The organism is Variovorax sp. W1I1, from assembly GCF_030815625.1.
GTDB lineage: Bacteria > Pseudomonadota > Gammaproteobacteria > Burkholderiales > Burkholderiaceae_C > Variovorax > Variovorax paradoxus_C.
In genome coordinates this window covers 6912029-6926293 of the sequence record NZ_JAUSWZ010000001.1, presented here as the reverse complement: position 1 = coordinate 6926293, position 14265 = coordinate 6912029, and the positions used below count along the sequence as shown (strand labels likewise).

The window sequence follows — 14265 nt, the reverse complement described above, 5'->3', positions numbered from 1 at the left end:
TCAATCTGATCCGAGAATCCATGGCAATCAAAACCAGCTGGGTATTACCTCCGCACACCATAGGTGGCCTCGATCACGTGGGTACACAGGGCCCGTGCATCCTGATCTACTCGCAGCTGCTTCCCGGCATCACGAATGTCACGGACAGAGCCCGGTACTACAGTTTTTATCCGTGGTTGATCTGGTCCTACGCGCAGCGAGACAGCCAGCGCGAGAATTTCGACGCATTCCTGGAGGCGTATCGGAAAGCCGATTGCCTCTTTACGATGATCGCCGAGCGCCATGCACAAGTCACGGGTGGCGACACGGCACGCCACGGGCCGGCGATGGTCGGGCGAGAAGCGCTCAACGACGCCGTCAGGCGGATCGGCGAAGGACAGTCGGTTCGTCTCTCGACCCACGCGACTCGCGAGGACTCCCCCGAGCGCTATTTCGCCAACCGGCTTGGCGGACTCGGCCAGTATTACGCGGGGACATTGACGCAACTCGACATTTTGGCCGCAGTAGAAAAGCCATGGCTGAGCTACACACTTGAGCGCGGCGAACCGATCGCGCGGGCATTCGACAAGGGTGTCGACGGTCGTGCCTTCTGGAAAGCCGTGGATACCGATACCGTTTCAGCGCAGACGCTGGATGCGCTCCAAGACTTCTGCCCTTGTTGTCTGCCTCAGCGGCAAGACGAACAGGCTGCCTTGCTCGATATCCTCTTCGACCGACAGCGCGAATTCGAGGCGCAAGGAGTCCAGCGACGCAAGAGTCTGGCACTCTTGCTGCATCTGGCTGGTGCACTAGAGGCCGCAAAACTCTCGGCGCTCGACGAGCCGACCTTTCGCGCAGCCGTGTACACGGAAACCCTCGCGGACGGCACAGCATGGCGCCCCCCTGCCTCCTTGGCTCACACCCGGCTGGCCTGGGCCTACTATGTCCGGAATGACCTGATGTCCGTTGCGATGCAGAAGGCCTTCGCCATCTCGCTCAATGCGCTGGCAACGAAGCCGACGCCGCCGGGCTCCATCGAAGAATTCAGTCAGTCGCTCGCGAGGCACCCCGAACTCCTCAAGGCACTTGGCAAGCTGAAGGCGAAGACCTTTGGCGCTCTGTGCAGCTCTCTGGAGTCCGGTGCCCCGGCGCTTGGCGACTTCATGGCCGACGGGCACGAGTTGGCATGGGCTGCTGCCCGCGTTTCCAGGGAGCGCCAGCAGTTGGATCGGGAGCCAGCTTTCCTGACCTCCGTCGTGCGCGTACTGGCGCTTCTTCGGATTCGGGAGAACCGCGATATCCCTGCCTATGGTCATCTGTCCATGGACCCGGCCCAGCTTCTGGACTCCCAGATCAACCTGGGATCGTTTCGGGAGCGTTGCGTGAAATGGGACGACATGGCGCTTTCAGCGGTCGTTGCGGACCTGGTCGCCTGGATCCTGGAAACTCATCTGCGCGTCGCACTGCGCAAGCTGCGACAGAGCTCGACCGCCACCTTCCGGATCCACCCTACCGAGCGGGGAATCGAGCCACGCGGTGACGTCCCCGTGCCCGCCAAGACCAATCCCCGAGTCCGACAAGCGATCAAGATCCTGTGGGACGTCGGCGCCCTGGCCCGAGAGCACGACGGCAGCGGTGATCTGCGGGCCACCACGCTTGGCATCCAGCTGTTCGAGACCTCTCATGAGTGAAACGCGCGACGATATCTCGCTGCTGGCGGCGCTGAAAGGTGCGAAGTTTGAGGCGTCTTTGATGACGACCTTCAACGCGACGCTCCCGTTCTACGAGGAAGTCGTGCTTCGACGCCTGCTGGCGGCCGAGTCGCGGCACAACGTGGTGCTGATGGACGCCGTCCAGTGCGCGCGTTCATGGGCCACCCCATCTTTGAGACCGCGCTTGGCCGGTTCGGCGTATGCGCTCATCCCCATGACCGCGCCTGGTGCGTTTCACCCAAAGATCTGTCTGCTTGCCAGCAAGAAGCGCTGTGTTCTGTTCATTGGCAGCCACAACCTCACGCTTTCAGGCTTCGGCTTCAATCGGGAGGTCACAACGCACATCGACGTGGGGCCGGACAGCGACCCTGCTCACAAGCTGGTGCTGAGTCACGTCTGGAGCCTGATCCGTGAATGGCTTCGGACCCAGGAGGGGGTGTTGGCACCATCCGTACTGGAGGCCGCGCACAGGATCGGCGAAATGATTCCGCAAGCAGACGGCGCTGAATCGAAGCTTTCCGACATCCGCCTGCTCGGGCAATCCAGCAGCGGACCGTCGTTGCTCGAACAGCTCGACCACGCGATCCCGGCGATGCCCAGGCGCGTGGTGGTGACCGGCGCGTTCTTCGATACTCAACACGCCTTTCTGAAAGCGCTGGAGGCCCGTTGGCCCGGGGCCACGATCAAGGTGATCATCGACCCCACCACCGTCAAGCTTGGTGGCTATCCCAAAGGACTTCGTTCGCAGTTCATTGATGCGCGAGAGCTCTGGGCGGGGAATGCCGAGCGCTATCTTCACGCCAAGGCGCTCCTTCTTGACTTCGGCGGCTCGCACATGCTCGTTGCAGGCAGCGCGAATCCGAGCCGGCCCGCCTGGCTTGGAGGTGCGCGTGCCAATTTCGAGGCCATGCTCGTTCGGCCAAGCCTTGAGGTGGCAAGTTCGAGCTTCGCCAGCGATCTTGCGCAGGGGTTTTCTGCCCGCGCGATGGATGACGCGGAGCTACGCGCAATACCGATCACGCACGAGGATGACGAGAACGACACCGACGCCCCAAGCGCTCCGGTGCGGATCGTCGCTCTTGCCGCGGGGGCTTCAACCGTCCTGATCCCGGCGTCGGACTCCGTGGGACTTGCTGAGTTCGTCACGCACCTGGAGGATGGTTCCCGCACCGCACCTGCGAGCCTGGGACGTTCCGAGGATGGAAGCGCGCTCGCGGAGTTGGGCGAGAGGGCGGCTGAAGTGCGGTGGCTGGAACTGAGCGGCCGCGGTAGCAAACTCCTGCGCGTCATCGTGCACCACGATGCGGCTGTGGGCCGTGGTGTGGTGCGCTCGCACAGGGCTGCACTTCAGGACGCGTTGGCCGGCTTGGACTTCAGCGGTGCCAACATCGAATCGCTCATCCAACAGATCGAGAAGGCCATCTTCGACGATCCGGAGCAAGTGGTGTCGCCGCCGACAGGCACCGTGCGCCCTGGCGCGGGTGGACAAACCCCGGGGACCTCGGCACGCCCGGCATCGCTCGCTGTCCACATCGGCGAAAGCGCCAGTGAGAGCAAGAACAAGAAGAGGCGCCTTCTGCAAGCAGGAAGCCTGCTCGACGTGCTCGACGCCCTCTTCTACCGCCTGGGCCAGGGACTTCCAAGATCAGCCACGCCGGCCGCATCGACCGGCGAGCAACCGGTGTTCTCGGAAGAGGAGCTAGTCGGAACTGAGCATGAGGAGGCCAGCCAAGAGCCTCCCGCTGCGCTGCCCCTGCAAGCGATTGACGCGGTGAGAAAGCGGCTCAAGCAGCTCGTGCGGCGCATGATCAAGCAGCTCAAAGCGGCGCAAGGTGAGACCAAGCCTGACGTGCGGGCAGCCAAGATACGAACCAGCGTGGTCCAGCTCGTCGCGGTGCTGTCACTGGTGAGGGAGTTCAGGCGCCTTCGGCACCTGCCTCAATGGCGCCGCATGGCAGGGTTCGTCGACTCGGAGACCCGTCAGGATCTCTTGTCGCAGTCGATGGTCATCCTTTTCGGGCGTGCGCAGGGCATCGTGCGCGATATCCGCGATGGCGAGGCCGACGAAGTCGCGGAACTCGGCCAAGTGCGCGCACTGCTCGCGTGGCTCGCCTGGGACATTGGTCACAGCCTCCTGAAGCGCATTGAGCCCATGGCGCCGAAGGCAACAAAGGACTATTTGGTTGCGGCGTACGCATACCTTTACGACCTCCTCCCGGCCATCGCCGTCGATGACGAGGACACCGAGCAACTTGCCTCCAGCGTGCGAATGACCAATACGCCAACGGCTGACGAAAGCGCCTATGGCGAAAACTGGCTCGAGCATCACATCACGACCGGTCTGGAAGTCGCCACGGCCCCTGCCACGGCCTACTTGGACAGAGCAGGCATCAAGGCCGGCGATCTGATGCATTTCCCCCATTCCAGCCCCCCCCGATTCAGCGTCGTCGTTGATGCGAACGCACAGGACATTTGCTTGAGTGAACTGGACGAAGAGCGCAGGTTTACGCGTTTCGCCTGGCGTCCAGTGAACCCTACCTGTTAATTTCCATGGGCCGAGCATTCGCTCTGCAGTATCCGCGTGTTTCGCCGTTTCTCCGCTGAGTTGTCGCCGAGGCCGCCATCACGCTTGTGCCCCGACACGCCTCCATAGCGTAGTAGCTCAGGAGCGGCCAGTTCTACCTGACCGTGACTTACCCCCACGCCAAAACTTGATCAACGAGACCTCAGGATTCGACCGCGACCAGCTCAGCGATTTTGTCGGCGACCACTGCCATCGAATCCTCTCCGGTGTCCAGGCCACTTCGTGAGCCGAGCAAAGGACTGATGTCACGGAGTCTTTCGTATGTCGTGTTGTGCACAATAGGGATGAGCTGGTCACGCGCCAACAGCGCCGAAAGCTCTTTGTCGGCAATGCCTTCTTTGGGTAGGCGGGTCAGCAGTGCAGGGGTCACCAACACGAGCCCGATCCGAGAGTTTGCGAGTCCCTTGTCGATAGCGCGCATCATCGGTCCACCGAGAGCGAGGTCCTTTTCGCTGAACCAAACCTTGACGCCTGCTGTCACCAGCAAATCGTGCAGTTCTTTGGCGGCCCCGGTCGTCCCATGCATGGCACAGAAAGACGTCTCGGAGGTCGGGCCGTTCCGCCGCTCGCATCTCGACGGTTTTTCGAATCAGCGTGAGCGCCTGCACTTCAGCAGGCGTATACATCACGGAGGAACCCGCCCGCGACCAGCGAGGCTTTGTGCTGCGGCCGGCCCCCCTGGCGCCACCCCCACCACTCGACCCGGCGTTTGGCGACGGGGAGTAAGAAGGGTAAGAACTCGAGCCGTAGCCGCCGTAGCCGCCGTAGCGACCATAGCCCCCGCCGCATGCAGGGCAAGCCGCTCGGCCGCTCGCAGTGCGATGCCCCTGGTATGGAGCGGTGCATCTGGTCATGTCAATTCCTTTCGAGGTTTGTTAGCGACTTGTCGAGCCGCCGCTTTCTCATTGGCGTCCACACTGCGTGGCTGCCGCTACCTCGTTATTGCGAACAACGTGCCAGATATCCTTCTCTATATAAATCAACAGCTTACGACCGCTTTTGCCAAGACAATGGTTGACAAGAAAGGAAATAAATTTGCCAAAAGGAGAATTAGTTACACGATAGGAGTGAGTGCAGCTTGGCCCGGCATCAACCCTGGCGATTGTCAAGCAAGCAACGAAACCTTTGATTCGCATCTCGGGATGCTTTTTTTAACGCTACATCGAAAGCTGCCAGTCGATCGCTCGTCGCGCCGGTGCAATCACGTCGCAAAAGGCAAATGCTTCCACTTCTGTCTCGCGCTGCATCGTAGGGAAGTCCGGAGATCTTCGCCCTCCCATCAGCAGCCCCCGGATCGGCTTGGCCATGTGCTTCGACAGCTCGTGCCGATAGCTGATGACCTGGATGTAGTCGTCGTGATTCAGCGCATGCGACGGGCGCTTGAATTCGACCAGGAGAGACGCTCCGTTGAGATCTTCGTTCAGCAACAAGTCGGGGCGCTCCGAAGCCTTGGCGCCATCGTACTTGCGGCCCAACGCGGCCTCCACCGTGCGCTTCAGCATCTGGTGGGAGCGGAAGAAGGTGAAGGTCGCTCCCAAGATCCAGAGGTTGCGCTCGATGGCCTTGTGCATCTCGGCCTCGCGCGTCTCTGGATTCCTTGCGAGCGCTTCGATTTAGCTTTTCGACACTTCACATTGTCAAAACATGAAGTCTTACCTTCCCCATGCGCTCTCTGGTCTCTGGTCTCTGGTCTCTGGTCTCTGGTCTCTGGTCTCTGACAAGACCACGAAACGTCTTCAGTGTCTCTCATTTTTGAAAGCAGAGTGTGTGCAACATAGGAACCGGCCGTGAGGCCGGCTGTCCACAGCTTCAGCTGTGGGCAGCTATGTTGTGCACACGGTCTTCGCCGCGGCGTTAGCCGCGGCCCCCCTGTGGCACGTCAATCCATTAGCAGTGTCGGTTGCGATGTCGTGGTCGCCACCGTGTGCATCAACCCCAAGTGCATGCTCACACTTTGTACTAGCCTATGAGTACATGACTGGCACCGCGCAGCACTGAATTTTGGGCGAGGCGGATTCGTGTTTCCTGGTGGTGCAAGGCCATATGGTCTCAGCGATCTCTGCTAATCCCAGAGGCTAAGGGCAGTCTGCATTTTTTCTGGTCAGAGTTCTTGGCATTCGATCACCCGGCCTATTTGTTTCGGTCCAGGTCCTCTAGCAACAAAATCGCTTTCGCACCGGGGGCGGTCAGGCCCTTGCGTTCTACCAGCGTGTTAGTTTTTGAATTGAAAACCCACTGGCTGGTCAAGCGCTGACGTTGGGACTCCTCTTGCAAAGCGGGCTGGGGAAGTTCCGGCGCGTTGGCTTCGCTCGTAACGATCTTCAACAGCATTAAAGCTTCACGACTCGGCTTCTTAGTCATCGCATCATTCGAGCGGGCAACGATCTCGGCGGCACGAGGATGCTGTAATTCGAGTGCGATGATGGCCTGATTGAGAATGCAGTCGGTGGAGATGTTTCCTTGTTGCCCATCGAGCTTTTCGCACAACGCAATCGCGTTGCTATACAAGCGGTCACCCTCGTCAAAGTGCTGGAGTTGGTAGGCAATAACCCCCTCGGTTGCCAGCAGATAGGGCTCCGCATCCTGACGCCAAAGACGCCTGGTCTTCAGAATGGTTTGTCGCGCTTGCTCCAAGTGACCGGCGCGAGCCTGCACGAAAGCAAGATTGAGCAAGAGCCCTCGATCCTCGCTGTCCGAGCGAAGGCCGACACTCAGCCAGTTGAGAGCCCGTTGCGTATCTCGCTTGTAGGCGAACAAGGCAGTCAGTACTTGAATGGGTCGGCTTGAGAACGGCTCTTCGTTGTGCCAATCAAGCGCATGATTTTCAACCGCCGCGGGGTCAGAAGTAAGCCAGGCTTGCAGCATCTGTGCCTCCGCGGACGAGGAGATTGCGTGTTCGATCTTCGGAGAGTTCAGCGCTATTCCAAATTGACGGATACGGTCCACTGCTTGCGCTGCAACGTTGTCAGTTGGATCAAGTAACGCAATGCGCTGCAGCTCCCTCGCCTTCTTAAGATTGCCTGCCTCCAGTTCCACCATGGCGATGCTGCCCGCCAGCTCAGAGAAGTTTGACGAGGGGGATTTTCCGGCCTCGACCAGCATGCGCCGGCCCTTGGTCAAAAAAGTCGAGTGTGTGTCTGCGAGATTCGCCAAGGCGATCTCGCTCGATATCAACCATGGATCGTAAGGAGTGCGCGCATTGCGTCGAAGCAAGAGGTGCGCACGCTCAGGATCACCGGCATGGACGTAGAAGCGCGCAAGCGTGCGAAGGACGAGGCGATTACTCGGGGCTAGTCCTAGGGCGCTTTGTAGCGCTCGCTCCGCAGTGTCGTTGTGCCCGATTGCAGCTTGCAATTGAGCGAAGTCAAGAAGTGCCAGTGGGTTCCGTGGATTTGTACGCAGCAACTCGCGCAATCTTCGGATCGGCTGCGCGAAGGGGCGCACTTGATCCTTTGCATTAGATCCCGGCTCCGGCAATAGCAGGTCATCTCCCCTACCATTGGTATTTGCCAGATGACGAATCATGAAACGCTGTGTCGTCGACACGCCTGCGCCGATCTGGAGGGCTTGGGTGCCGATATCGATGATGCGTCGTTGCAGTGAGGGATACATGGAGAACGAAAGGATGTCACCCAGTACACCTGGTTCCTTGAATTCCTTCCATAGCGCCACCGCTTGCTCAAACTCCTCCAGGTCGACTTTGATCTTTAAACTAGGGGTGGGCTGCGTTCGCGTATTCCCATCTCGCGGCTTTTCCGATGTTCCCGATGTCTTAGTGGTTGAAACGCTTGCTGCTGCTTCGTTGGTAGCAAGTGAGCGTTTGACCTGACGCCATTTTGGGATCAATCGGCGGGTCGGAAGCATTGCCTTCATGGCGCGAGAGCTCCTTGGTCACGCCGCAAGACGGCCGCGTTCGTCTGCTGCACATCGGCGGGCCAGCAGGTGCAGTCGCTGGTGAATGCGATCGAGTCCCACAGATCTGCCGTGCTGACTACGCGCCTTCAAATCACCGCGCAGCGTGGGATCCGGATGAGTCAGGCATTGCGTGATACCCATGATGGCATCGACATATTCCTCCGGCAATGTTGGCCTGAGCATGTCGTGCAGTGCTCTCGTCGTCGCGTCGTTCAAGACGGTCACCAAAGCCTGATCGTAGTCGCCCTGCCAAGTGCCTGGAGCAAACTGTTCCGGGACGTACTTGACTAAGAGTTGTTGAAGGCTGACTCCGGTAAAAAGATAGACCATGATGCTTCCGAGCATGTAGGCGTCGGCGGCATCGCGTGCATCGACCCAGCCTGTTGTTGGGACGTGACCGTAGAAGGACTCCAACGGTTGGTAGCGCTCGTCCCCTGCAAAACCATACCCATTGAACGGGCCGTCCTTATCCTTGCGCAGAACGCGACCAAGATCACCGACTTTCACCTCTTGCCGAGCCTTGATGCCCCCGTCGGGCGCCGGGGCTGCTTCCTGGGGCTGAGGCTTCCCGCTCCTCTTGAGAAAAGCCACGCCTTCAGTTTTGGTCGCAATGACATTTGACGGCTTGATGTCGTGGTGAGCGATCCCGTTGGCGTGGAGCTGAGAAATGGCCAACGCTATGTCGCTGATGATGAATAAGTTCCACGCGCATCCAGCTCGCGTTCCTGCGCCATCAGTGTTCACGAGCCGACGCAGATCTTTTTCGCCGGCCTCCATGATGAGGCACGAAACTTTCATCATCGGATCGTCACTGCCGTCGGCAAAAAACTCATCGTGACCATAAAAGCGCAAGACTTTGCTCAGGCCTCTGCTCGTGCAGTATTCCAAGATTTCCCGCTCGAACTGGAACTCGCGCGTAAGCTTCGAAAGCTCTGCAGCAGCATCCCCGCTTCTCATCGCGCGGACGTAGTCGATTACCTTCACAAAGGCGAGTTCGCCTTCGCCTCGTCGGGCGGTATAGCCGGTCCCAAAGTTTCCTCCAGAGTCGCCAGCCTTCTTCTCGAGTTTCTCGGTCACAACCCATCCGCCTTTAATAGACCGGCCCAGTAAGGTATCCCTGGGCAACAAAGGTGGCGATTGAGTCATGTCTTCTCCTCTGTCGGCATATGCCGCTTCGTCTAGTTCTTGAGGCGGCCGTCGAGTTGACGGTTGCCGGCATTGTGGCACCAACGTCGGATTTGTAATGCCAAATGCCTCAGGAGTGCTTCGATTAAACGGCGAGGCGATTCGTGAAGAGAATTTGCGAAGCCGCGTGCTGGTAGAGCTGCCCTCGAACCGCACCTCAGGAGGGAATAAAAGTGTGCTCGACATGGGACCCTTGCTGTTTTGAAGGACTGAAAAATTCATGGCGTGAGAAACATAGGAAGCCAATAGATTAAGAACGCGAACTTGGCCGCCTGGTGGCGCCAACGATCTCCCCAAACGGAAAAGAATCAAGCAAAAGCGCCGCCCCCAAGCACACTCGCGAGCCGGAGGTGCGAGTCATCAATCGCTTGTTTGATCAGGTGGGGCTGGAACTTGCGTAGCCCGTGTGCGCGCAAGTGATCCAGAAAGTACAGCTTTGCGGTGCTCGGTTCCTTGTTGTCTGCAGCAGCTTTCCTCAGCAGAGTCGAGAGAGAGACCTTCTCTGCTTGAACGCTTCCCATCAAGGTCTCGAATTCTTCGATCGAGAGGATAAAGATATGGTTGAGAGGGAGTCGTTGCTCTGCGTCGTCGTCAGGATAGGCAAGCCGTCCTGGAGGGTAGAGACGCGCAAGCATTTCCCCGTAGCCGAGGTGCAGTTGGCGGCTCGTGACGACCAGTAGAAAGTTCTCCGGGCGCTCGCCGCTGTAGTAAGGATTAGTCTCTTGCGAGAGGGATTTACTGACTTTCCATCCCTGCGATATCGCATCACGCACGCGTTTGGTCTTGTACATGACCTTCTCCGGGTTATCTGTCACGATCATGGAGTCGGAGAAGAGCGCCATCTTTGCCTCCACCATGATGTTGCAACTGTCGAGCTGTATGAGAGCCTCCACCTTTGGCGCGTTGCCTCCCAGCGCACGTTCGTAGTCGGCCTCCGGGATGGCGTCCGGTATCGCCGCTGTGGCAAGTTCGATCACGTATCTCTCGAAGATCAGACTGAAGGGGCGGGTGTATTCCTCCCCATGGTCCGAAAGACGAATGTGAACTGCGTCTTCGAGACCTCGAGCAAGAACGAGCGGATGCCAGCAGGTCAGTTCGCCTGCCGCCAGGCGGACAAACGGATAACGCTTCAAGTATGGAAACTCAGCGAGCTCGGCGCGGCCGCGCACCTCTTGGGCAACCGGCTTTTGAAGTTCGCCGCGCAAGGCAGACAAGTCTCTTACGAACAGGTCCAGAAACTTTCCCACAGATTGCCCATACACGGGACGTAACGGCGCAAAAAATCGATCTGTGATGGTCCTTTTTCCATCGATTGTGCTGGCGAATAACGCCATAGAAAGATCTATGTAGGTATGGGGATCCATCCCGAGCGTCTCTCGGAACCGCTGCCACAAAGCGTCGTTCGCAGGGCGTCGCGAGATCAGGGCGGCCCAGCGCAGGAAACCCCATCCCGGTTCGCGCTGAAACTCTATTTGCTGCTGCAGGAGCGTGCGCATCATCGCGTGCATATTGCCGTGTTCGTTTGGACCGTCCATCGCCGCGGGAAGATCCCACACCTCCTGCCGAAGCCGATTGAAGGCGGATAGGGGAATCCGGTGCCCGACGTTGATGTGCACCATCCGATCCTGCAGGGACCACTTCACGAGAAGAAGCGATATCCAAGGAGCCGCCTTCAGGTTTGCCATGGGTGAGCCATGGTCAGTCCAAAGCTCGCGGAGCACGACGTCGACCAAAGATCGGGCCGAGTATTTGCGCAACTGATTTCGGATCCGTCGCACGGCATCGTCAACGCGCATCGGCGCTGCAGGCGCTACCTTGGCGAGGAGCTCGGCGGCGGCCGGGGAAGGAGGGGCTGGCTGCGACATGGGGTTGAAGTTTCGCATCAGAAGGCGTTTGCGAGGTGAGTGGCGCTGCGCCGAAGAGGCCGGCGGTCGGCGCTACTTACACCACTGAACCCGCCCATGACGTAGCCAAAAATGCGATTTGCACCCGTCTTTCATGTGAACTGAAGGATGCAAGGTGGGCCGCCCCGCGCTATCACTAGTGATGTTCCAGCGCGGCGATGCTTCAGGAATCACCAACAGTTCAATGGTGCGGCCGCACCCGCAGGGGCATTTCATACCAACGCACCAATCCTCCTCATCATCTCTCGCCAAGACCAAATCTCGGCGAGGAAGGCGACCGGACAGGCTGTCGCCTTTGACGATGACCAGTTTGCGCGGCGGTCCGAATCTTTCGATCCCGTCACTGACGAGTCGTTTGAACCATGTGAACATCAAACACCTCTCCGCTGGTCGCCGAACTTGACCGTCTGGCCGGGCAGGGCAGCGAGTGCCGGAAGTCCAAGCAACGGCTCTATATCACCGCGCGCGAGCAGAGGGTTCGGCGCGCTTTCAAAAGCGCTCTCCAAGATAAGTTCATCCTCGTGCTCGACGACGCTGATTCGACGCTGCGCGCTGGCGTCGATGTTGGCGCTGCGGAAAGGGTAAGTGCGTGCGATGAACTCCATGACCAAGTCGGAAGCCGCGTTCATGTTCAAGGTGATCACGGACGGCGCCTCTTCGGCAACGCCTTGGATATATCCGGCCGCAAGCTCGCGTGCGAAATCCTCCTGCGAGGTGCGCCGCAGGTACTCTGCGCGCAACGAAGAGTCGGAATAGATGCCTCGATCGCGCAGCGTGGGGCCGCCTGGCCGCACATAGTCCAAGCGCGCGCACACATCCACGATCTTCGAATCATGGCTGCCTTGCCGGGTCGGGATCGAAACACCAACGTCGAAGAGGGGAAGCAGGAAGGCCGCGCACAACATGTCGACGATCTGCCGCCCCTCGAGCGAGTCCATGCAACTGAACACCACGTCGGCCTGGCTGGCCAGGAGCACGGCCTCGCGATTGAAGATGGATGCGTTCAGCGGCTGCGCGATGCCGGGCCCGCGGAAGGCTGAGATGGCCCGTTCGAACACCTCGACCTTGGGTCGTTGTGCCTGCGCGTCGTCCAGCGTGGAGTTCAGAATTCGATTGAGGTTGCGCGACTCGACCTCATCGAAGTCGATCAATTGCACTCTGCCGAAGCCCAGCCGTGCCAACTGTTCGGCCACGATAGAGCCGGTGCCGGACACCCCGACCACGCACGTCGTCAGTCGCCCCAGTTCCTCGCGCGTCGCCGATGTGAAGGCCATCGGGCGGGACGCGAAGGCTCCGTCACTCCACCACCAGCGCAGCCGCTCGGTTGGCACCGTAACGCGTTCCACGAGCACGGGCCGCAGGTCGGTTGTATACAGTCGTGCCAGCATTGCCCCGTCAGGCACCATAATCGCCGAGCCGTGGGGCGCGCCGATCGCCTGCAGCAGACCGGGCATCGTCGTCTGGTCGCTGCGATCGTCTTGTTCGGAGAACGCAAAGAACCCGCCAGGATGGGAGTGCAGCAGGATCAGGCTGAGGTTGTCCGCATCCGCCGTGTCGATGGCTTCTTCGATCGCGGCCCCCGGCCAGCGCAGGAAGTATGGATCGCGTACGCACAGCGCGTGCGCCACCGGCACGAATGTCCGGGCCACCAAGCGTACGCGGGGCCCGGGCGTTCGCGCGCACAGCAAGATGCCGGCCGCCTCGAGCCCATCGCCGGGGAACAAATGCTTCCTGGCCTGCTCGTGCAGCTCGGCCGTGAGCGTCAGGCTCGAGGCGCCGATCACAGTTGCACCTCCTTCTGCAGCGCGGAGTCGACCAAGGCCAAGTGCGTCTTCACGTTGTCATGTCCAGTGCGCCACGGGCCGGCTGCGGTGCGATGGCGCGACCAGCGCTGGAAGCTCTGGCCGCGGATCTCGGCCGACGCTTCCGTCGCCGGGATCTGAGCGCCGGTGCTCAGCGTCACCCCAGGGAACAGGTAGAACATGTCGATCTGCGTGGCTGGATATGTCGGCGGGAGTTCCAGCGCAAGCTGCACGACCTGCGCGGAGTAGCCCGGCGGCAGTTCGTGGTTCGGCAGCAGCAGCCACTGGCGGCCACCTTCCAATACTGCTTCCCAGCCCGGGAACTTGGCATCGAGGAAGGCCTCATCGATGTTGAGCACGGAAAACGCGCGCGCCAGCGTCGAGGGGCCTTCTCCGTTGATCACATCTTTGGGCGTCAGGCGCAACTTCTCGATGCCTGGGCGGCGCAGATCGACGAGCGTGTCCAGGCCCACAACCTCCTTCGGCTGACCCTCGATCTTCAGGTAGATGTGCCAGCCTTGATCGGGGTTGAACCCTGCTTGGGTGAGCGCTTCGCGCACGATGATGGTGGGAGCATGCAGCGTGAGGATTTCGCCCTGTACGTTGAGCTTCCAGGTCGAGCGGCGGCTTGCGAGGCGTTCGACGCCGCGCGCCTGGAGATCGAGCCTGTAACCTTCATCCAGGAGCTCGTCGGGTTCGTCTTCGTGTTCCAGGTAAATCCCGAACTCCGAGGGGATGTTCGTCAACTGGCGCAGCGTCGACACGGAAATGTGACGAGCCAGCCAGTCGAGACGCTGGCCGTCCATGGCCAAGCGCCAGGCACCGTCGCTTTCCGCGACGATGAAGCGTGCCATGCCGTCGCGGATGTCGACCACTTCGTCGGGGCGCACGTCTTCGAGCGTGGTGCCGAACCAGTGCAGCACGGTCACTTGCTGATTCGGGCGGAAGCCGAGTACAGCGGCTATCTGCGCTCCCGTTGGCGTGGCATCCTCCAGAAGGTAGGGCTTCAACTGCAGATCACTTCCGGCGGCCTGGAATTGGAAGGCGCCAGAGTCTCGGCAGGGTTGGGGGGAATGTTCAGCGGTCATTTTTCAGGTCCTTTCGTTACCTGGCGAGGCGGTTAAGGAGTTGCCTCTTAGCTCGTCAATTGCTATAAAGCAACCGATGGGCAGATATTGCCCGCC

Annotated in this window: 10 protein-coding genes; 2 read left to right on the top strand and 8 right to left on the bottom strand. The window is 60.0% G+C overall.

Going from position 1 to position 14265, the window contains the following annotated elements:
• The first annotated feature begins 20 nt into the window (after nt 1-20).
• Nucleotides 21-1670, top strand: coding sequence for a hypothetical protein (locus QFZ83_RS32160; RefSeq protein WP_307512444.1), 1650 nt, complete (start codon nt 21-23; stop codon nt 1668-1670).
• Nucleotides 1663-4236, top strand: a complete 2574-nt coding sequence (locus tag QFZ83_RS32155; protein WP_307512442.1) for a hypothetical protein — start codon at nt 1663-1665, stop codon at nt 4234-4236. Before QFZ83_RS32160 ends, QFZ83_RS32155 begins: the two co-directional genes overlap by 8 nt.
• A 181-nt stretch (nt 4237-4417) precedes the next feature.
• On the opposite strand, the gene QFZ83_RS32150 is transcribed toward QFZ83_RS32155, so the two are convergent.
• The 8 genes from QFZ83_RS32150 to QFZ83_RS32115 form a co-directional block, all read right to left on the bottom strand.
• Nucleotides 4418-4801: a toll/interleukin-1 receptor domain-containing protein gene (locus QFZ83_RS32150; protein WP_307512441.1), complete on the bottom strand. Its 384-nt coding sequence runs from the start codon at nt 4799-4801 to the stop codon at nt 4418-4420.
• A 631-nt stretch (nt 4802-5432) separates the two neighbouring features.
• Nucleotides 5433-5846 (bottom strand): hypothetical protein, encoded by a 414-nt coding sequence (locus tag QFZ83_RS32145; RefSeq protein WP_307512440.1) that lies wholly within the window; start codon nt 5844-5846, stop codon nt 5433-5435.
• Nucleotides 5847-6405: 559 nt separating this feature from the next.
• Nucleotides 6406-8148, bottom strand: coding sequence for a hypothetical protein (locus QFZ83_RS32140; RefSeq protein WP_307512438.1), 1743 nt, complete (start codon nt 8146-8148; stop codon nt 6406-6408).
• An 18-nt stretch (nt 8149-8166) separates the two neighbouring features.
• Entirely contained in the window at nt 8167-9336 is a 1170-nt protein-coding gene (locus QFZ83_RS32135; protein WP_307512436.1) for a hypothetical protein, read from the bottom strand.
• 347 nt (nt 9337-9683) lie between these two features.
• Nucleotides 9684-11060, bottom strand: coding sequence for a hypothetical protein (locus tag QFZ83_RS32130; RefSeq protein WP_307512435.1), 1377 nt, complete (start codon nt 11058-11060; stop codon nt 9684-9686).
• A 252-nt stretch (nt 11061-11312) separates the two neighbouring features.
• A complete protein-coding gene (locus QFZ83_RS32125) occupies nt 11313-11495 on the bottom strand; it encodes a DUF6527 family protein (RefSeq protein WP_307512857.1) in 183 nt (60 codons plus the stop codon).
• Between the two features lie 155 nt (nt 11496-11650).
• A complete protein-coding gene (locus QFZ83_RS32120; protein ID WP_307512434.1) occupies nt 11651-13063 on the bottom strand; it encodes a ThiF family adenylyltransferase in 1413 nt (470 codons plus the stop codon).
• A complete protein-coding gene (locus QFZ83_RS32115; protein ID WP_307512432.1) occupies nt 13060-14169 on the bottom strand; it encodes a multiubiquitin domain-containing protein in 1110 nt (369 codons plus the stop codon). Before QFZ83_RS32115 ends, QFZ83_RS32120 begins: the two co-directional genes overlap by 4 nt.
• Between the last annotated feature and the right edge of the window lie 96 nt (nt 14170-14265).

Coding starts and splice junctions, on each gene's coding strand:
- QFZ83_RS32160 (WP_307512444.1), top strand. CDS start 21: ATGGCAATCAAAACCAGCTGGGTATTACCTCCGCACACCATAGGTGGC.
- QFZ83_RS32155 (WP_307512442.1), top strand. CDS start 1,663: ATGAGTGAAACGCGCGACGATATCTCGCTGCTGGCGGCGCTGAAAGGT.
- QFZ83_RS32125 (WP_307512857.1), bottom strand. CDS start 11,495: ATGAAATGCCCCTGCGGGTGCGGCCGCACCATTGAACTGTTGGTGATT.
- QFZ83_RS32115 (WP_307512432.1), bottom strand. CDS start 14,169: ATGACCGCTGAACATTCCCCCCAACCCTGCCGAGACTCTGGCGCCTTC.
- QFZ83_RS32135 (WP_307512436.1), bottom strand. CDS start 9,336: ATGACTCAATCGCCACCTTTGTTGCCCAGGGATACCTTACTGGGCCGG.
- QFZ83_RS32145 (WP_307512440.1), bottom strand. CDS start 5,846: ATGCACAAGGCCATCGAGCGCAACCTCTGGATCTTGGGAGCGACCTTC.
- QFZ83_RS32150 (WP_307512441.1), bottom strand. CDS start 4,801: ATGCATGGGACGACCGGGGCCGCCAAAGAACTGCACGATTTGCTGGTG.
- QFZ83_RS32130 (WP_307512435.1), bottom strand. CDS start 11,060: ATGGCAAACCTGAAGGCGGCTCCTTGGATATCGCTTCTTCTCGTGAAG.
- QFZ83_RS32140 (WP_307512438.1), bottom strand. CDS start 8,148: ATGAAGGCAATGCTTCCGACCCGCCGATTGATCCCAAAATGGCGTCAG.